This is a genomic window from Ruegeria sp. CDSC052 (assembly GCF_059610685.1).
This window is the reverse complement of sequence record NZ_JBXWOB010000002.1, coordinates 258,723-277,715: the sequence shown is the minus strand read 5'-3', so window position 1 is coordinate 277,715 and position 18,993 is coordinate 258,723. Positions and strand designations below refer to the sequence as shown.

Here is an 18,993-nt window from a genome sequence, read left to right as displayed (position 1 = left end):
ATTAGCGGGCCTGTGGCCCAGACGGGGGAACGGTTAAACCGTTCCGCCCAAAGAGCCTTCCAGCTGGGCCATTTCCTGACCTCCGGCCATCAGGTCCTGCAATTCCTCGGGTGTGATCTCTCCACGTGTGGCCGTGCCCAGCGTCTTGCCACGATTGAGCACGGTAAAGCGATCACCCACTGCCAGCGCATGGCGCACGTTATGGCTGATAAACACCACACCCACGCCCTGATTACGCACCTTGTCGATGGTTGCCAAAACATTCGATGTCTGACGTACCCCAAGTGCCGAGGTCGGCTCATCAAGGATCAAAACCTTGGCCCCGAAGTAAACCGCCCGGGCAATGGCAACCGTCTGACGCTCGCCCCCTGACAGGGTTCCAACGGCCTGATCCGGCCCGCGCAGATTGATACCCATCTTGCGCATCTCGGCCATACAGACCTCATTGGCCTGGTCGATATCGAACCGTTTCAGCAATCCCTTGCCCTTGGTCGGTTCGCGACCCATGAAGAAATTCCGCGTCACACTCATCAGCGGGATCATCGCCAGATCCTGAAACACGGTCGCAATGCCCGCCTCCATCGCATCGCGTGGCGTGTCAAATTGCAGCGGTTTGCCTTCGAAAAAGATCTCGCCCTTGGTGGGTTTGTGAACTCCGGACATGGTCTTGATGAAGGTCGACTTTCCGGCACCGTTGTCGCCCAGCAGGCAGTGGCATTCGCCAGGCCTGACGTCAAAGCTGACGCCTGCCAGGGCAATAATGTTACCAAAGTGCTTTTCGATATTCTTCATTTGCACGATCGGCGCGACATCCTTTACCGCATCCCCGTGATGGAACTTGCTGTCTTCAGTCATATCAGCGCTCCCCGGTTACGCGTTTGCGGATGGCGTTGTTGAACAATACCGCGATCAGAAGCATTGCGCCCAGGAACACCTGGAACCAGTCCTGATCGAAATCCGTGTAAGTCAGCCCGATGACCACCATGCCAAAGATGATCGCGCCAAAGAACGCCCCGATGGCCGATCCATAGCCGCCGGTCAGCAAACAGCCTCCGATCACCGCCGCAATGATGGCCTCAAACTCTTTCTGGAAGCCACGGCGCGCATCGGTCGATCCCGCGTCGATTACGGTGATGATTGCAACCAGCGCCGCGCAACAGGCGGTTAGCATGAACAAAGAAACTTTGATACGGCTCACCGGCACACCAGAATTCGACGCCGCATTACTGTCGCCACCGGCGGCAAAAATCCAGTTTCCAGCTGGGGTCCGCAGCAAAACATAGGTCGCCGCTAGGGCCAGAACGATAAACCACAAAATCTCGACCGGAATGCCCGGTACTTTCGGCGCCCCGTTTTTGAATGTGTCGATCAATCCGTTTGCAGCCAGCCAGGCAAACAAACCGGCAAAAGCTTCGCCCGAGAAGAACGGGGCCAGCCAGTCGTTTTCGACTACGTCGCGCACGCCACGCAGCTGGGTTGACCCCCCAGTGGCTGCTTTGAGACCCACCAGTGAGAGACCGCGCAGAATGAAAAGGAAAGCCAGAGTTACAATAAAAGAAGGCAAACCCGACCGTATGACGATATTGCCGTTCACCGCCCCAACAAAGGCCGCAAAAACAAATGTCATTGGGATCGCAATGATCAGAGGTAACTGCCAAGTCACCACGCAGACACCAAAGAACAGGCCTGCAAAGGCAACCATCGAACCGATCGACAGGTCAAACTCACCCCCGATCATCAGCAGCGCCGCTCCGATAGCCAGGATACCCAGCTGTGCCGCGGGCGTCATGAAGTTCATAACTCCAGCCAGCGTGAACATGGAATCGTCTGCCGTGAGCGCGAAGAAAATGACCACCAGTACCACACCGGCCATGGCACCAAGCTCTGGACGTTTCATCAGCTTGGTCAGAAACGGTTCTTTCTTTACGCGTTCGTCCGTAGTGACGGGCGCTGACTCACTCATGTTTCCCTCCCAATTCGGTTGAAACGGCGCACCTGGCGCCGTTTCTGTTTTTCACTGTCCCAAACGGATCAGCGGATACCCTGTGCCGACAGGTCGATAACCTGGGCTGCCTTGTCCTGTGTGATCAGGTTCGGACCCGATGGCACGTTGCCACCTGGCATCAGACCGTATTTGGCATGCAGGCCCATGAAGTTCACAGACAGATAGCCCTGCAGATACTGCTGCTGGTCAATGGCAAATGCCGCATCTCCATCGGCGATGGACTGCAGGAAGTTCGCAGACAGGTCGAACGAGGCCACGTTCACATCACGGCCCGATGCTTTCACAGCCGCTACCGTGGGTTCACCAGCCGAACTTGCACCCAGCGCCATGACTGTGTCGACAGCGTCATTCGCGGCCAGAGCGGCCGAGACCTTCGCTTCGATTTCTGAAGGATCGTTCGAGGTCGGCAGAACTTCGACGCTGCCACCAAAGCCTTCGGCAAAACCGGCGCAACGCAGGTCAAGCGCCACATTTCCGACTTCGTGGTTCACACAGATCGCATTTGCGCCACCCATCGAAGCTAGCTTTTCGCCTGCGGCCTTGCCCGCATCAAACTCGTCCTGACCGACATGCAGCAATGCGCCCAGCTGTTTGGACACGTCCGAACCCGAGTTGATCGAGATCACCGGAATTCCGGCGGCAACAGCACGTTCGATTGACGGGCCAAGCGCATCGGCATCCGGGATCGAGACAATCAACCCGTCCGGTTCCTGGTTCACGGCGGCGTCGATCAGCTGTGACATCGCAACCATGTCAAAGGTCTCGGGTGCGCGGTATTCCACGTTCACGCCGACATCCTTGCCCGCTTGCTCAACGCCGTTTTTCACGACGTTCCAGAAGGCGTCATTGGCCTGACCATGAGACACAACGACGATCTCCTGCGCGAATGCAGGCGTGGCCATCGCCAGTGCACCAGCTGCCAGTGCGCCTTTAAAGAAATTATTCATATGGTTTCTCCTCCCGTTTGAACAGTGTGTTGGGGTCTTGGCCCCAATCTTCCGATTAAACCGAATCTTCTTCGCCCCGATCCGGGGCGAAGCTGCCCCAAGTTTCCGCATATCCGATCATTTTGCAACCGGTTTCAAAACTTTGGCCAAAACCATCGACTGTCCGGACTGCGCAGAACGGGTTGCGGCCTCGGCCATAGCAAGCGCGGCGACACCGTCGTCCAGAGTTACAGGCACCCCTGATCCAGAATTTACTGACCTAACGAATGCATCCCATTCTGCGCGATAGGCAGACATGTAGCGTTCAAGGAAAAAGTAAGTCGGCTTGGCACCGGTCACGCCATTCGAAGTTGACTTAACCACTGAGTTTTCAAGGATATTTTGCGCTTGAAGCATCCCTTCTGATCCCAGCAGTTCAACCCTCTGATCATACCCATAAGCCGCACGCCGAGAGTTTTTGATCACAGCGATCCGGCCATCTGCATAAGTCATTGTCACGACCGCCGTGTCCACATCACCCACGGCACCGATTTCGGGGTCAACAACCGATGTGCCCACTGCCGAGATTACTTCCGGCAGGTCACCCATCAGGAAGTTCGCCATGTCGAAATCATGAATCATCATGTCCCGAAACAGCCCTCCTGATACTTTGACATAGCTCACCGGTGGCGGCGCTGGGTCGAAAGATGTAATGGACAACAACTCGGCCTTGCCGACCTCACCAGCCTCAAACGCAGCCTTCAAAGCAGCAAAATTCGGGTCGAATCGACGATTGAAACCGACCATGACAGGTTGGCCGGTGGCTTTTGCAACGGATTGACAGGCAAAAGCCCTCTCAAGGCTCAAATCAACCGGCTTCTCGCACAATACCGCTTTCCCGGCTTGGGTGGCCGCTTCGATCAGGTCGGAATGCGTATCCGTCGGCGTGGCGATCAGCACTGCATTTATCGAAGGATCGGAAATAATCTCTTGTGACTGTCGTGCATTGGCCCCGAATTCCTCAGCCAAACGCGCCGAAGCTTCGGGCAGTGCATCAGACACTGCGCTCAGTTCACTGTAAGGATGCGCCGCAATAGCCTGCGCGTGAACACGCCCAATGCGCCCAGCCCCCAGCAATCCTACTTTTAGCATCCCGCGCCCCCGAATCCCTTTTTTCGACACCACAATGATTCTCTTTGCAACCGGTTGCAAGAATTATTTCACAGCTACGCGAATTCACCCTTGTTTTCGGGTACTCGGCATGTGTGCCCACTGCAGCTGCGGCCGTCCAATTCACAAATATACAGTAACTGGCGCCTCTGACTCAGAACGCAAGCGAAAGGCCGCGCGTCATCCTGAATTCATCTTATCTGGGAAACGCACATTGGCACACTCAACACTTGTTCAGGCCTACCCTGCTATGGCTTGGATTCATTTTGGTTAACATAAAACCACTCAAGTGTTACACTCGACGCATTATTAGATTCCAAGATTTATTTGCAGTTTGAGGTATTGTTATGGCCACAAGAATCCGCAAAAACGTTTGGACCCTGCCAGCCAACGACGAAACTCTAATCTGGTATGAGCGTGCTGTCGAAGCTCTCTGGGACCGAGATCTGGAAGACCCGACATCGTGGTTTTTCATGGGCGCAGTTCATGGGCAGCCGCAGAATTTTCCGAACATTCCCGGTTCCGGACAATTCTGGAACCAATGCCAGCACCAAAGCTGGTTCTTCCTGCCCTGGCACCGCGGATATATCACCGCATTTGAGGCCGTCGTCGGCAAAGCCGTCGCCGATCTGGGCGGGCCGCAGGATTGGGCGCTGCCTTATTGGGACTATTCCCAACCCCTGTCAGAAAACCCGAATGCGCGCCGCCTTCCTGTGGCGTTCCGTGAGCCGACCAAGTCAGACGGCACGCGCAACTTCCTGTTTTCCCGCCGACGTGTAGTGGTGAATGGAGATTTCGGATTTCCGGACGACGTGGTGTCGCTGGATGCGTTGGATCATGAAGATTTCACCAATGATACGCCCGGCTTCTCATCAGGGTTTGGTGGCCCGCAAACCGGGTTTCACCCCGGCGGTGGGGACAATGGCGCATTGGAAAGCACGCCCCATAACGATATACACGTTTGGATTGGGGGCTCTGGCGGTTTTATGGCAAATCCGGCCACTGCGGCCTTTGATCCGATTTTCTGGCTGCACCATTGCAACATTGATCGGCTATGGGAAGTCTGGCGCAACGCCGACCCGAGCCATGTCGCCCCACCCTCGCCACTGTGGCGCACAGGCCAGACATTCTCGATGCATGATGGCGATGGCGCGGCATTCACCTTCAACAGCGAAGAAATGCTGGACAGCACAAGCGTCCTGCACGGGTTTCAATATGACGGCGTTCCACCAGCAGTAGAACCCGCCATTCCAGCAGAGGAGTTCGTCATGGCAGGCAAGGAACCCGAGCTTGCCGGCGCAAGCGAAGCTCCGGTCAAGTTGCGTGGTGCAATGACCACTGCCGGCGTAAAGCTCGACACTTCAGTCGCGTTGATTTCCGGCGCCGAGGCCCCCGGCACCACCCGGCGCGTTCACCTGCATCTTGAGGGGATCAAGGGCCGTGGCATGCCCGGATCTTACCGCGTCATGCTGGATCTTCCGGATGACGCTTTGCCGCCAGCGATTATCGGCACCTTGTCGCCGTTTGGCCTTGAACAGGCAAGCAACCCGGACGGCCCACATGGCGGCAACGGCCTTGCAGTGACTTACGAGATCACAAAGCTGGCCTTTGCACTGGGGCTGAGCCAAGGCGACGCCAACAGGTTGCAAATCCGGTTTCAACGGATGTTTGATGACAGCGAGGCCTTTGGCCAAGTACCAGGGTTGGAACAGATCGCCCCAACAGAACAGCAGCCAGACATTGAGATCGGCCGCATAAACCTTTATTTCGACTGATCGCCCATGGCGTCGGCTACCGGAATAGATCGCCCTCGCCTGTTTGGACGGGCCGATATCGAAATACGCACGACACTTGGCGTGGCCGCGCTTGCATGGCTTTGGCTTGCTTTGGTGCCCGCGCCCTCATTGCATTGGCCGGCGATGGTTCTGGCGATGATGCTTCCAACGCTTGTTCCGCAGATCGCACATGTCCGCGCGCGCAGCTTCGCAGATCGAAGATCACGCGCGGCACTTCTGTTTGTTCTGCCATATCTGTTGGCCTGGCTGGTCGCAGGCGCGCTTGCTGCGTTTCTTCTGGCGCCGGTTCTGCACCAAACCGTGTTTGCACCGTTGGCTTGCCTGTGCGCCGCAGCATGGCAGTTCAGCCCGCAAAAACGCAGCGCATTAAGGAAATGCCACAGCCGTCCGGTCCTGGCCGCCTTTGGTCCAAGTGGCGACCGCGATGTGCTGATCTTTGGGCTGACCTATGCGCGCGATTGCATCACCTCTTGCTTGCCGATGATGCTTGTCATGCTGGGGACCCACGACTTTGCCGTCATGATCTTTTTGACAGTGATCATCCTGTCGGAGCGCGCCGTTCTTCGCCCCGACCCCCGCGCCAGCGCATTCACCCTGTTGCTGACCGCGCTGGCGCTTACGGCGTTGGCCCATGCGCCCCACCATCTTTTGCTTTTGTATAAGGATATTTGCCATGCAGGAATATGACGCCCTAACAAGGTCCGATGTCTCGCTCGACGGCGATCCGCTAGTCATTGAAGTGGTCTCGGATACACCGCAATCGTTGTCGGCTATTCAAGAACGTGTGGGTAGTGCACTTCCTGATGTTGCCACCAGTACCCAAGCGGTCTTCGACGCAGATGCGGATCGATTTTTCTTTGTTGAATTCCCCGAGATCGATCCAAAAGGCCAAGAGCGTGAGGTTTTTGCATTTGGCCGTGCCCTCCGTATGGCGCTGGACGTAGCCGAGGCCAACCCGGTCTTGCCAGACAGCCTGTACGGGGCTGCACATGTGGGTACGGAAAGCTTTCTCAGTTTCTGCGAAACCAAGCGCGACAACTCTCGGCCCTATGGCTGGCACCACAAACGGATCAAGACACCGCTGGCCTGGCAGCACACCCGGGGTCAGGGCAGCAAGGTCGCGGTGATCGACACGGGCTATTCCGACCATAGCGAACTGGCGGGCGTGATTGAAACCAACGGCATGTGGAATTTTGTCGAAGGGAACGGGGATGCGCGTGACCGGTTTTCAGGCGGCGTCCTAAAACATCCTGGTCATGGCACGCTTGTCACCTCGGTCGTCGGATCGCGGGGCGGGGCCGATATGAATGGCGATACCACCTCGCCCGGGGCAATAACCGGTACGGCCCCTGCGGCCAAGGTTCTGCCGATCCGGGCGATCAAATCGGTGATCGACATGACCCAGCTGCGTATTCCTGCGGCAATCTCTCATGCGGTCAACCAAAACGCCGATGTCATCGTGATGGCGCTTGGCGGGCCGGTGCGGGTCTCTTCAACCGAACAGGCGCTGCGCAATGCGGTACAGGCCGGACTGGTCATCGTCTGCGCCGCGGGCAACTGTTATCCGAACGTGGTCTTTCCCGCCGCCTATGCATCACTGGAAATCTGCACAGCGGTCGCTGCACTGCAGCCCGACAGACGCCCCTGGCGCAAAACTGGGCGTGGCCCCGAGGTCAGCTTTTCGGCCTATGGCGAAAACGTGTGGGGCGCGGCCAAGAACAAGGCGACCGACCCAAACTCGGGTATCCGCGCCAGCCAGGGCACCACGCTTGCCACCTCGATGACAGGCGGTGTCGCTGCACTTTGGGTCGCGCATCACGGCGGTCGGGCGGCGCTGTTGCAAAAGGCCCAGAATGCAGGAACAACCGTTCAGGCGATGTGGTTGCACTGTGCCAAACACGGGATGAACAAGCCAGTCGTCTGGAACGGGGCCACCGATCTTGGCGCGGGCATCATCAACGCTCAGGCGGTCCTGGACGCGCCGCTACCCACAGGCGCCGAAAGCCCGGCGGCACCCGATCCGAATGCGACCCCAACATTGAACATTCTGGTCTCGCATCTTGCGGGAACAGACAGCACCGCCGCCGGAGAGGTTACCCCTGACATGGCCGATTACGCCAATGAGATCATCTGGCTCAGCTATCGCCGTGGGGCCCGCAAACGCATCGCCGAAAGCGATGGTGGGGCCGAGGCCATGGTTGGCGAAGACGCCCCGACCTCGGGGCTGGACACCGCATTGTCGGACAAACCGGCCCTCAGCGCCTATTTGGGCATGGGATAAGCCACGGATGGTGAATGCAGCGCATATCCGGATTGCAATCCGAAAGCATGAACCGATTGTGCGTCATGCTTTGACTGCGCTGTTTCCCGACCCTGATGACCCGGTGAATTATGAAGCCATCGAGGAAAGTGTAGACGAAGATATCGGCGAAACGCTTGCCGATGTCTTGCTGGAAATTCTGGTCGACGCTGCGAAGGTCAAGCAGTTCCTCAATTTTCTGCGCGCGCGCGGCGCGGACCCTGTGCCGCGCGACCGTAACCTGATTTTTGCCGAAAACATCGCTCGGTTTGACGGCACCCTGATCGGCACACCGGCGAATAATTCGTTCGACTTTGCTGCATTGGGCGATTTTGCCCCGCGCGCAGAGAGCTTTCGCTGTCAGATCTGGATCAACAACACATTCGAAGGCTCCGGCGCGTTTGTTGCCCCCAATCTGGTGCTGACTGCAGCCCATGTTCTGGACCCGCTAAACTCCGTGCCCGCCGGGGTCGACCCTCGGCTTGAAATACTTGCCTCGGACGAAAAGCGGTACCGGGCAAAATGCGTAAAGCTCTGGCCCTATCACGACAGTGAAAAGGCCGGGAACCTGCCGCCGGGCGATGAGGTGGATATCGCGCTGCTGCGGATATTCCTGCCGCTGGGGCATACCTATGGCAGTGTCGATGTGACCGGCGATCCCCCCGATTTTGAGGGTGCAGACCTGTTCACATTGGTCCACTACCCCGAAGGTGTCACCAAGGGGTTCATGCCCGGCAAAGTGCACCGAGAACCTGGCGCCAAGCGGTTCCCTCATGACATCGACACATCCGGCGGGTCATCGGGTGGCCCCGGTTTTGACAGCCAGTTCAGGTTTCTGGGCATCCACCAGGGCAAATGGGAGACGACCAAACGGCTTGTCCCTTTCGAGCAGTTCCACGATGACCCCGACTTCCAAGATCTGATCAGCAAGAACTCGAACCAGCGGGACATGTGGTCGCTGAGCCGCGACATTGACGGAACCATCATCATCGGCCGCAACCAATTCGTAACCGGCCTTGCCCATATGCTGGATCATCCCAAATCCAAACTGCGTGGGATCTGGATCAGGCGCGAGGATACGACGTCCATTCGCGGTCTTGGGTTCAGCTATGACATGCTGGAATCCTATCTGCTGATGCAAGAAGCACCTAACACCGCGCCGCAACATCGTTGCATCCGTTTGGGGCCGACCCTGAATACGGACGATTTACTTGCTGATCTGGCCGAGAAGGCCAACGGGACCGTCGCCTCGCCAGACGCTGCTGCTGGAACAACCGCCGCCCAGACCACCGATGTTGCATTCGAGGGCAGCCGCGCGGAGACCCTGATTGCGGACATGGACCTGGCCGCCCAAACCGCAGGGCAAACATGGTGGATCTATTTCGACAACCCGCCCGAAGGGCTCTCACCACGTGCCCAGGTACAGTTCGAGCACATCGCCAAATGCTTGCCCACATCCGAGAACCTGCGCCTGATCCTCGCAGGCTATGAGACCTATCGCCTGTCGCCCCTGCGTTTTGCCAATGTCGGCGCTGTCGACGGCGCGCAGCGCAGCGGCCTATTGGTGGAAGAGCTGGGACCATTCACACGTAGCGATGTTGAGGCTACACTGAACAGCATGATCACCTCGCTTGACCCGGCAAAAGAGCTGACACCGGCTGCTCGACGGGCAATGGTGGACTCTGCTCTGGCCGGGTTGAGTCCTGACAACACAGGTGAATTCGATGGCGAACATCTGGAAACCGTTGTCACCCGTGTTCGCCAAGAGGCCAAACGCTTTCTGGAGATAGAAGAATGAACCAGGCGCAGGAAGAACTTCGTTCGCGCCTGCTGCGCGCCGCCGCCCTTCGAGGGGCATTTGAACCACGGCAGCTTATGCGCGAGGTGCTGAGCGAAGATGAGTACCGCAACCGGGTGCTACGGGCCCGGCTGATGTCATCCCTGCGCGAGTTGAGCCATGTTGATAAGTCGGGCAGCTCTACGAAATGGATACTGCGCCTGACTGCACGACATCGCGAATTATCCGGGATCGAAGAGTTCGACTCGGCGGCAACGCAGACCGAGATCGTGCAGGCTCTGTCGGGACGAGAAGGTTTCGCACCGAGCGCTCTGGATCACCTTATCGAGGCGGAAACAGATGAACAAAACCTGTCGCAGCACCTTGTCACGTTAGAGCGTGCAGGCCAAAAAGCGCCGGGATATGACCGCCTGTTCAGGCTGCGCAGCCGATTGAACCTGCTCAGACGCGAGCGCCGATCAAAAGAGCGCCTGGGCGAAAAATTCGTGGGGCGTGTCAGCGAAATCGACAAGATTCAACGCTGGATCGACCATCCGTTGCGCCATGCCCCTTTGAAAACCCTGCATATCGAAGGTCAGTACGGGATCGGAAAATCCTACCTTCTGGAACGCATCATCCAGATTACAAGCGAACGCAAAGACGTCATCCTGATCCGGCTGGATTTCGATCAGCCCTCATTGCAGACCGGTCCAATCTTTGAAGAGATCTCGCGTCAGATCGGTACCGCAATACCCCAAGCGGCCCCCGAACTCCGCAAATTGCGGCTGCGCTATTCCGAACAGGTCACACGGGAGATATACGAAAGCTCGGACCTTACACCGCGTCAGTTGATCCGGGCGATGATCAATGCGGTGGCTGATGCCGTTCTGCGCCTGGTTATCCTGCTGGATACGCTTGAAGTTCTGGATGGTCAGGGCGCTACTTTCGTGAACAACCTGATGAGCGATCTGGACCGTTTTGTGGAAAAGGAACAGATCGAAGTATCGATCATCTCTGCCGGTCGCGGGCCGATTTTCGGCGATGATCACCCAAGACGGGGCGAATACATCAAGCTCGACCAGATCGAGGACGAGTTGGTCAATCAAACGCTGGATGAGGCCGGAATCCCCGAGGAATTCCGCGATCAGATCATTTTGCGCTGTCAGGGCAACCCGTTGAAATTGCGGCTGTTGATTGACGAGGTGCAGACCGAGGGCCGATTGGCCGAAGTCTCCGAAGACGAGAATGACCCGATTGCTGCAGGCATCGTAAACCGGGCCGTCACATCGCGCCTGCCCGTGCATCTGCGCGGCATTGCCAATTACGGCATGGTTCTTAGCGAGATAAACGCCGACAATCTGAACGGCATCGTCGCACCGGCGCTTGGGCTGGGCGACCTCAGCGACGAAGCAGGCACAATCGTCGCGGATCTTGGTCTGCAATCCTGGCTGATGGACGCCGCTACTGATGGTCAACTGACCCATAAGGCCGATATGCGGCGGGACCTGTTGGAACCGACCTACAGCCAAAGCCCCATCGAAACCGCGCAGGTCAACCGCGCGGCCTGTGCGTATTACGCCGACCGCGATCCGCTGCTGTTCCTGTACCATTCGCTTCAGCTTATGCGCGTCGGAGAAGCCGCGCCAAGCATCGACCCCTCATTGGCCGAACGCTTCCCCGAACATCTTCTGACCGAGCTGCCAATCGACGCGCAGGACCTGATCCGTCAGGCACGCGGCCAGCGTTCGGCCCCGGTGCAAAAGACCGAGCAGCGGGAATACAGCGCAGCCGGGCTGGACAGCGGTTCCGATCTGCCCCCATCGAAACTGGTACAAATTTCCCCAAAAGCGGCCACTGCACGGGCGCAGATTATCAAAAGCCGCGGATATGTCGCCTCACCGGATGAGCGCGCTGTCAATGACCTGCGCGCGATGTTGGAACAGGGCCAGCGTCGCGAAGCGACCCATATCATCCGCGAGGGGCTGCGGGGCGCCTATGATCCGGCAAGCGAGGTTGGTATCCTGATCCTGTGCCACAACTGGCAAAGCGGTCATTGGTCCATGGCACGTGATCTGTTCAACCTTCTGCCCGAAGACACAGTGCTAAGGCAAATGCACGAGCGGCCCGAGCTGGAAGGCCGCATCCTGCTGGAGGTATTGGGGGAGTTCCGGTTCAGACAGTTGATCGAGAACCTGCACGACAAGGAATTCCACGAAGTCGCGTTACGCGTTGTGAACCGATCATCCCGGATTGGAATGCAGTCCGCAGCGCTGGAATTCGCGCTTATCGCAATGGGCATGAGCTTTGAGGGGGATCATGAGGTTCTGGGCCTGATCGCCCCCTATCTGGATCACGGCCCGCGTGAACTAACCTATGAAAGACTGCGCTTCGCGGGGGGTATCCGTCAGGAATTCGGGTTGGAGTATTCGGAACCAGACATGCCCAACCCAGACTTACCGACGGATGATTACGGGCTCGCCCTGGCCCCGTTGAACCCCTATTTCGACCGGATGCTGGCACTTGTCGACGAGTTTCAGGTGAGCGGCCGGGGTCGTGTTCTGAGCGATTTGTCCAACCTTGCCACCGGCCTGTATGAGGCGGCTGACATCTTTGCCCCGGGCCTGCAGGGGATCGATGACGCAATGGCCCAGATGTCCGACCGGCCCACCGACGTGCTGTCATTGCTGCGCGCCATGGGCCTGACCTCGGACTGGGCCGAAGGATACAGCTTTTACCACCCGATTCCCGATCTCCCAACGCTTGCGCGTGCGGCCAGACGTTGGCAGCAGGTCATCGGCGGCTATTGGGCCTTCCCGTCGCCCCCGCCTCCGGAATGGAATTCCTCTCGGAAATGGAGCGACCTGACGTCCAGCCGAACCCTCGAGCTTTTGGAACGTGGCAGTCATGGCCTGGCAGACCGTGTTCTTAGCTTTTGGGCGGACCCATTGAACGAAGGGCGCAAGAAATCCACTCAGACCCTGCAACGCCGTCTGGCGAGTGTTGCCAAAGGGCTTACCCAGGGGTCAGGACCCGAGGCCATCCTGGGTCGGCTGACCAAAAGCCGGGCGCCGGTGGTGTTTCACCCGGCGCTGGCCATGCTTGTCGAAACCGGGATGCGGCCAGATTACCTCGATCCCAAAGGTCAGACCGATTGACTTAGAAAACTTCATATTAGCTGAGGAACCAATGTCATGAGCGATTTCGAAAAGGAAACCTTCAACCGGCTGGAAGGCCTTGGAAATGCCGGCGCGATCGACAAGGCGCGCGAGGTTCTGGATGCCAGTCCCGGCATTCTTGGCGAAATGGGCCTGACGCCGGATCGTGCCCGTGAACTGATGGGCGCGCAGCTGAACAAGCTAGAGAGCTTTGGCTCCACGCCCTCGCAACTTGAAGCCATCGTGCGCGCCGTGGGACGCCCTCCCCTGATTGTGCGTGGCGGAAAGGTTGAAGGCAAACAATCGCTGTCATCCGACTTTCCGCCGGATATCGACATTCGTATCGGCAAGGCCGAAGACAATATCGCCTCGGTCGGGCGGATCGAGTTTATCAATCATGACTTTAGCTGGGGTGGCACTGGCTGGGTGATCGAAAAGAAGGACGACCATCTGCTGATCATCACCAATCGCCATGTTGCCAAGCTGGTCGCGCGGCGCAGTTTCCTGGGCGATGGTGTCTTCATGTTTGCCCCCGGCAATGCCCGCTATGGCGCCCGGATAGATTTCCTGGAAGAGGTCGGCTCGACACCCGACCCCGACCGGCTTTTCGACATTCGCAAGTTCACCTATATCGCCGAAGATGCGGCCGCAGATATCGCGCTTGGAAAGATCGACCTGCCCGCAGATACGGCCAATTTCACGCCTACGCCGATCCCGCGCGCCGATACGGATGCCCAGCACGGCGAATGCGTCGCGGTGATCGGGTATCCCGCCAAGGATTCCCTGCGCAATGACCCCACGCAGATGTCCAACTATTTCAACGACCTGTATGACGTGAAACGCTTTTCGCCCGGATTTCTCATCGAAGATGGCGGCGTGACGATCCTGCGCCATGACTGCACGACTTTGGGCGGCAACTCGGGCTCGCCTGTGATCTCGTTGGACAGCGGCAAAGCGGTTGGTCTGCATTATGCAGGTACCTTCGGCGTCGGAAACTCGGCGGTCAGGATCAGCACGGTCAACGCATTGTTGGACGGGGCGGTGCCGACCTCGATCCCCGGAACTGAAATCGTCCGGCCAGAACGACCTGACGGAAACCATGACGCAGACCATTTTGAACCGCGCGACGGGTACAACCCGGACTTCCTTCAAGTGGCAGAGGTGCCTCTGCCGGTGGTACCGAATGCGTTTGGACTTGCCACTCCGTCGGATGCGACCCCGGAACGCCCCAACGAATTGCGCTATCAGAATTTCGGCATTCTCTATTCTGCGACTTTCAAAACACCGATCATTGCCGCGCTAAATATCGATGGTGCCAAGACCCGACCGCAAAAACGAGGTAGCGACAAGTGGTTCGCTGACCTGCGCATCCCAGCAAATGTCCAACTCGGCAAAGAGGATTATGATCACGCAGATATTGACCGGGGCCACCTGGTTCGCCGTGCGGCGACAAATTGGGGTGTCGATGATGCACAGGCCAAACAGGCCAATGATGACAGCTTTCACTATACCGCTGCTGCCCCGCAGCACCGGGCCTTTAACCGGAGCCACGCGCAATGGTTGGGTCTTGAGAACTTTATCATGACAAATGTGCGCACACATGGATTCAAGGCCTGTGTGTTCACCGGACCAATCCTGACCGGTGACGAGCCGATGTTGAAAGATACCGGATCGCCGGTACCCCTGAAGTTCTTCAAGCTTGTGACCATGCTGGCCGAAGAGGATGGCAGCGAAGGCATTCTTCGCCTTCATTCCACCGCCTATGTACTCAGCCAGGTTGAGGTCATCCAACAGATGCTCTCGAACCAGGGGAGCGTGGAATCTGTCGGTGGATTTGAGTTTGGTGCCTATAAGACATTCCAGATCCGCGTCCGGGATTTGGAAAAATTAACCGGGCTGAACTTTGGCCCCCTTAGCGATGCCGACCCATTGGCGCAGCGTCTGACCGATGCAGAAAGCCTGGCGGGACAACCACGTCCGATCGTCACAGTCGAGAGCTTTGCCAACGTCGTAATCTGAGGGTGGCGGATGTATACTCAATTAGGAATTGTGCATTTGGCGAGCCGTGGAGGACTCGAACCCCCGACCTGAGAATTAGAAGTTCCCTGCTCTAATCCAGCTGAGCTAACGGCCCGCTCATATTCTGGCTGTATCAGCCAAATCCCTCGCCTTGTCAACTTGATGGAGAGATGAGGTTTTGGGGCAAAAAACCTCTCTGATTTCAGCATTATCTCTGACCGGAGCAAGCTTATACAGGTACCTTGATTGCTGGGTGAACTGCACCTCGAAGCCATGCCTCAAAAGGCCCTAACCGAGTCGAACTTACCAGACTAATTCAGGCCGCATATGCAGCCTGTCACGATGACGGAATACATCGGCAAACTGGGATGCCGCCACCTGCATCACTGCAATTTGATATTGCGCCGCGCAGTGGCAAACCTGTTTGATCAGATCTTCTGCAGATCCCAGCTGATTGCGGTGGCCGGAATTGTTAATAGCACCGCACACATGCCCAGACCCGTCATGGGGGTACGGTGATCCAGTTCCGTTTCGCTCAGATCCGCCAGCATCACGCGCGCCATTGATGTGACAAGGTTCAGAAGGCGCGTACCAACTGGAATGTTCGATGCCGATGGGCTGGGTGACAGAAAATTCCTTGGCGATCTCGGACAATGTTTTCAGCCTGACCAGCACCAAGTGCCCCAAGGTTCTTAAGCTCGCGCAGTAATGAGTTCCGTTGGTTCTATTCACCCTTCATCATAGTTTTTGCGCCAACCGACGCATGGTGGAAATATATCCGGCGTCGATGGTCTCGTGATCGGGGTGCTGACCATCTTGAATGACCTTTTGACCAGCAACATAGACGGCAATGATTTCTGCCTGCTGACCCGAGAACATGTGGAAATCCAGCACGGCTCCGGGCGACACCGCCGCCATCAGACCATTCCTATCGTAAGACAATTCTACAAAATCAGCACGGCACCCTTCTGCGATACGGCCGATATTGCGCCCGGCTGCACGCGCTCCACCTTGGGCGGCGGCTTGCCAGAGATAACCGCCGACATTGGGCATGTCCTTGGAGCACATAACATTGCGCTGCCGGTGCAGCAGGCGCTGACTATATTCCAGTGTGCGCAGCTCCTGAACTGCCTGGGTACAGATGTTGCTGTCCGAGCCGATACCAAAATGGCCATTTGCTGCCACGAAATCGACCGCCCGGAAAATCCCGTCTCCAAGATTTGATTCCGTCAGCGGGCACAGACCCACGGTCGCACCCGAAGCGGCAATGGCCGCAACCTCGGCGTCATCCAGATGGGTGGCATGGATCAGGCACCACGCGGCGTCAATCTGGACCTGTTCCATCAGCGCCGAAACAGAGCGTTTGCCACTATGGGCGATACTGTCTTCCACCTCTTTGGTCTGTTCGGCCACATGGATGTGAACTGGACACCCCGGCAACTGGTCTTGCCGAAGCTCCATAAGCCATGACATTTCATCCTCGGTTACGGCGCGCAGGGAATGCGGCGCGATTCCGAGGTTAAGCTTTTCATGCTGCTGCTTCAGGGTTTCGATCAGCAAAGCGTATTGATCACGTGCATTGGTGAATCGCCTCTGAGCATCTTGCGGAGACACGCCGCCGAAATTTGCGTGTGCATAAAACACCGGAAGATGCGTCAGGCTGAGGCTGGTTCGATCCGCAGCAGAGACAATTGCAGAAGATAGCTCCTCAGGTTGGGCGTAGTGCGCTCCATCCTCTTCGTTGTGCAGATAATGAAACTCGACAATCTCGGTATAGCCGCCTTTGAGCAATTCCATATACAGCTTGGCAGTGATTGCCTGCAGGTCCTCGGGCGATACGTTATGAGCGAAATAATACATCATTTCGCGCCAGGACCAGAAGCTGTCGACCGGATTCCGGCGCACTTCTGATAACCCCGCCATCGCGTATTGAAAGGAGTGACTGTGCAGGTTGGGCATGCCCGGCACAACCGGGCTTTCAATCACCGGATAGGCATTGGGATTGTCGTCCGCGACCAGTGCTCCGAACTCACCAGATTCCGTGACGGTTACGGAGATATTGCTAAGCCAGCCCTGGTCCGTCAGTGCCTGTTTGAAATGAAATCCAGTTGTCATCCACTTTCCTTTACTTGGATGCCGTATCGGCGAGTCTGTTTGGGTCATCCACGGGTGGTGTTAACTTCATCCAACAACGCGGTAACAAGGTTCTTGATCGCGACGCCAAGCACCTCTGCCTTGGGGCGCGCAAGGTCCCAAGGAGCGTGCTCGATCATATAGGTGGACTGTGCAATTTCGAGTTGCAGCGCATGAATGTTCTGGTCGGGTTGGCCATAGTGCCGGGTAATATAGCCTCCCTTAAAGCGGCCGTTTTTGACAAAGCTGTATTGGCCGGACCCCAGCGATTTTTCGGCGCAGGCCTCAAAGCGCGCGGCTGTGCTGGCCCCGCTATTTGTGCCCAGATTCAAATCCGGCAGCACCCCATCAAACAGCCTTGGCACTTCGGAACGGATGGAATGCAGATCCAACAGTATGCAGGTGCCAAACTGCGCCCTGATCCGCAGAATCTCAGCCTTGAGCGCCTGATGATACGGTGCCCAATAGGATTGGATGCGCGCCTGTGTCTCCTGCCCATCTGGCTCTTGCCCTTCCAGATAAAGCGGCTGACCGTCAAAATCGATTTGCGATATCAGGCCGGTTGTCGGACCGGAATAAAGCGGCGCGTCATCAGCTGAGCGGTTCAGGTCCACCACATAGCGCGAATACTGCGCCGCCATGACACCCACACCCAATTCGGCACAAGGCAGCGCCAGCTTGTCCATGTGCCAATCCGTATCCTTCAGCTCCTGCGCGGCGGGTCGCAAACGGCGTTCAACCTCCGGAGGCAGCAAGGTTCCGGCATGTGGGACATTCAGCAAAATCGGCGTTGAACCCGCCTTAAACGTCATCAGATTCTGAACAGCCATCGCGTTCCCTTTGTTTGATGTTCTGTCAGCCCATAGTTCGGCGGGCCGACGAAGAGCGACATTTTTTACCGCCCCAAAAGCTGGACTCCGGTCAGATCAGAGATGCGTCGTCATCCGGTATCCCGGCGCAAAGTAAAGCTTGGCATATGTCACCGGCGCGCGACGCAGCCAGGTAATGCGTTCGGCAGTAAAGATCGGGTCGCCAGGTGGCGTGTCCAGGAACTTGGAGATTTCACCATCAGCCTTGGTCGCCATGAAACTAAGCTCCAGATTGCTGAATGGTACCCTGTTAACCAACCAGTCATTCGGCCCCGATTGTTCGAAACTTTCCTCCAACACTTCAGGTACAACGTCGGCAACAATCCATCGCACCTCAAGCTGAAACGCTACGTTGTCGGCATAATGCATACATCGCAGGTGCAAGACGTCCTGCTCTTTTTTCAGGTCGAGGCGTGATGCCAGCCAGGACGGTGCGGGTTGCACCTCTCGGTCCACCAAAGAGTACCGATAGGCCGCACCGGTGGCTGCTATCTCGTCACGCACCAAAGGGATCGCAAATTGCGCCTTTCTGATGGGAGAATTCAGAACCCGCGTGCCGGCCTTGCGTTTTCTTTCCAGGTATCCTTCTTCGGCAAGCTCTCTCAACGCCCGGTTGACCGTTGTTCGTGTACTTGAGAATTCAGCGGCCAAATCCATCTCGCTTGGCAAAATGGAATCCGGGCTCCAGATACCGGTTTGGATTCGATCCAAAACCACCTGCTTGATGTCCCGAAAGCTCATGTTCCCCTGAGGTCTTGCCATAAAACTCCCCAACTCAAAAACCGGCCTTAATTGGCTTATACATACACATAAGACATCTGCAATGAAGCATGTAACTCTGCCC

At 57.1% G+C, this 18,993-nt stretch carries 14 protein-coding genes and 1 tRNA gene; 6 read left to right on the top strand and 9 right to left on the bottom strand.

The window, feature by feature from the left end:
- Nucleotides 1-33: 33 nt before the first annotated feature.
- The 4 genes from AC2FIM_RS06730 to iolG form a co-directional block, all read right to left on the bottom strand.
- Nucleotides 34-855, bottom strand: coding sequence for an ATP-binding cassette domain-containing protein (locus AC2FIM_RS06730; RefSeq protein ID WP_142635708.1), 822 nt, complete (start codon nt 853-855; stop codon nt 34-36).
- 1 nt (nt 856) lies between these two features.
- Nucleotides 857-1,963 carry an ABC transporter permease gene (locus AC2FIM_RS06725; RefSeq protein WP_142635706.1) on the bottom strand — a complete coding sequence of 369 codons (1,107 nt, stop codon included), beginning with the start codon at nt 1,961-1,963 and terminating at the stop codon, nt 857-859.
- A 68-nt stretch (nt 1,964-2,031) separates the two neighbouring features.
- The gene (locus AC2FIM_RS06720) at nt 2,032-2,952 is read right to left on the bottom strand and encodes a sugar ABC transporter substrate-binding protein (RefSeq protein ID WP_142635704.1); all 921 of its coding nucleotides are present in this window, start codon (nt 2,950-2,952) and stop codon (nt 2,032-2,034) included.
- A 117-nt stretch (nt 2,953-3,069) separates the two neighbouring features.
- Complete coding sequence (iolG, locus tag AC2FIM_RS06715) at nt 3,070-4,083, bottom strand: inositol 2-dehydrogenase (protein ID WP_271948273.1); 1,014 nt, start codon at nt 4,081-4,083, stop codon at nt 3,070-3,072.
- 365 nt (nt 4,084-4,448) lie between these two features.
- Between iolG and AC2FIM_RS06710 the strand changes: the two genes are divergently transcribed.
- The 6 genes from AC2FIM_RS06710 to AC2FIM_RS06685 are packed head-to-tail and all read left to right on the top strand — an operon-like array spanning nt 4,449 to nt 15,147.
- Nucleotides 4,449-5,876 carry a tyrosinase family protein gene (locus AC2FIM_RS06710; RefSeq protein ID WP_281972479.1) on the top strand — a complete coding sequence of 476 codons (1,428 nt, stop codon included), beginning with the start codon at nt 4,449-4,451 and terminating at the stop codon, nt 5,874-5,876.
- A gap of 6 nt (nt 5,877-5,882) precedes the next feature.
- On the top strand, nt 5,883-6,584 hold the full coding sequence (locus AC2FIM_RS06705) for a copper chaperone (RefSeq protein ID WP_496676427.1): 702 nt from the start codon (nt 5,883-5,885) through the stop codon (nt 6,582-6,584).
- Nucleotides 6,571-8,178: a S8 family peptidase gene (locus AC2FIM_RS06700; protein WP_271948278.1), complete on the top strand. Its 1,608-nt coding sequence runs from the start codon at nt 6,571-6,573 to the stop codon at nt 8,176-8,178. The genes AC2FIM_RS06705 and AC2FIM_RS06700 overlap by 14 nt, the downstream gene beginning before the upstream one ends.
- Before the next feature lie 7 nt (nt 8,179-8,185).
- Nucleotides 8,186-9,994 (top strand): S1 family peptidase, encoded by a 1,809-nt coding sequence (locus tag AC2FIM_RS06695; RefSeq protein WP_496676432.1) that lies wholly within the window; start codon nt 8,186-8,188, stop codon nt 9,992-9,994.
- The gene (locus AC2FIM_RS06690; RefSeq protein WP_496676435.1) at nt 9,991-13,128 is read left to right on the top strand and encodes an ATP-binding protein; all 3,138 of its coding nucleotides are present in this window, start codon (nt 9,991-9,993) and stop codon (nt 13,126-13,128) included. Before AC2FIM_RS06695 ends, AC2FIM_RS06690 begins: the two co-directional genes overlap by 4 nt.
- 36 nt (nt 13,129-13,164) lie before the next feature.
- Complete coding sequence (locus tag AC2FIM_RS06685) at nt 13,165-15,147, top strand: DNA/RNA non-specific endonuclease (protein WP_271948284.1); 1,983 nt, start codon at nt 13,165-13,167, stop codon at nt 15,145-15,147.
- A gap of 37 nt (nt 15,148-15,184) precedes the next feature.
- On the opposite strand, the gene AC2FIM_RS06680 is transcribed toward AC2FIM_RS06685, so the two are convergent.
- The 5 genes from AC2FIM_RS06680 to hutC form a co-directional block, all read right to left on the bottom strand.
- Nucleotides 15,185-15,262, bottom strand: a tRNA-Arg gene (locus AC2FIM_RS06680).
- A gap of 188 nt (nt 15,263-15,450) precedes the next feature.
- Entirely contained in the window at nt 15,451-15,801 is a 351-nt protein-coding gene (locus AC2FIM_RS06675; protein ID WP_496710029.1) for a hypothetical protein, read from the bottom strand.
- 84 nt (nt 15,802-15,885) lie between these two features.
- The gene (locus AC2FIM_RS06670) at nt 15,886-17,262 is read right to left on the bottom strand and encodes a formimidoylglutamate deiminase (RefSeq protein ID WP_496707974.1); all 1,377 of its coding nucleotides are present in this window, start codon (nt 17,260-17,262) and stop codon (nt 15,886-15,888) included.
- Nucleotides 17,263-17,306: 44 nt separating this feature from the next.
- Nucleotides 17,307-18,110 carry an N-formylglutamate deformylase gene (hutG, locus tag AC2FIM_RS06665; RefSeq protein WP_496707975.1) on the bottom strand — a complete coding sequence of 268 codons (804 nt, stop codon included), beginning with the start codon at nt 18,108-18,110 and terminating at the stop codon, nt 17,307-17,309.
- Between the two features lie 96 nt (nt 18,111-18,206).
- Complete coding sequence (gene hutC / locus AC2FIM_RS06660; RefSeq protein ID WP_496707976.1) at nt 18,207-18,911, bottom strand: histidine utilization transcriptional repressor HutC; 705 nt, start codon at nt 18,909-18,911, stop codon at nt 18,207-18,209.
- Nucleotides 18,912-18,993 lie beyond the last annotated feature (82 nt).

Bases quoted from the DNA above. Each gene is read 5' to 3' on its own strand.
- AC2FIM_RS06730 (WP_142635708.1), bottom strand. From the start codon at position 855: ATGACTGAAGACAGCAAGTTCCATCACGGGGATGCGGTAAAGGATGTC.
- AC2FIM_RS06725 (WP_142635706.1), bottom strand. From the start codon at position 1,963: ATGAGTGAGTCAGCGCCCGTCACTACGGACGAACGCGTAAAGAAAGAA.
- AC2FIM_RS06720 (WP_142635704.1), bottom strand. From the start codon at position 2,952: ATGAATAATTTCTTTAAAGGCGCACTGGCAGCTGGTGCACTGGCGATG.
- iolG (WP_271948273.1), bottom strand. From the start codon at position 4,083: ATGCTAAAAGTAGGATTGCTGGGGGCTGGGCGCATTGGGCGTGTTCAC.
- AC2FIM_RS06710 (WP_281972479.1), top strand. From the start codon at position 4,449: ATGGCCACAAGAATCCGCAAAAACGTTTGGACCCTGCCAGCCAACGAC.
- AC2FIM_RS06705 (WP_496676427.1), top strand. From the start codon at position 5,883: ATGGCGTCGGCTACCGGAATAGATCGCCCTCGCCTGTTTGGACGGGCC.
- AC2FIM_RS06700 (WP_271948278.1), top strand. From the start codon at position 6,571: ATGCAGGAATATGACGCCCTAACAAGGTCCGATGTCTCGCTCGACGGC.
- AC2FIM_RS06695 (WP_496676432.1), top strand. From the start codon at position 8,186: ATGGTGAATGCAGCGCATATCCGGATTGCAATCCGAAAGCATGAACCG.
- AC2FIM_RS06690 (WP_496676435.1), top strand. From the start codon at position 9,991: ATGAACCAGGCGCAGGAAGAACTTCGTTCGCGCCTGCTGCGCGCCGCC.
- AC2FIM_RS06685 (WP_271948284.1), top strand. From the start codon at position 13,165: ATGAGCGATTTCGAAAAGGAAACCTTCAACCGGCTGGAAGGCCTTGGA.
- AC2FIM_RS06670 (WP_496707974.1), bottom strand. From the start codon at position 17,262: ATGACAACTGGATTTCATTTCAAACAGGCACTGACGGACCAGGGCTGG.
- hutG (WP_496707975.1), bottom strand. From the start codon at position 18,110: ATGGCTGTTCAGAATCTGATGACGTTTAAGGCGGGTTCAACGCCGATT.
- hutC (WP_496707976.1), bottom strand. From the start codon at position 18,911: ATGGCAAGACCTCAGGGGAACATGAGCTTTCGGGACATCAAGCAGGTG.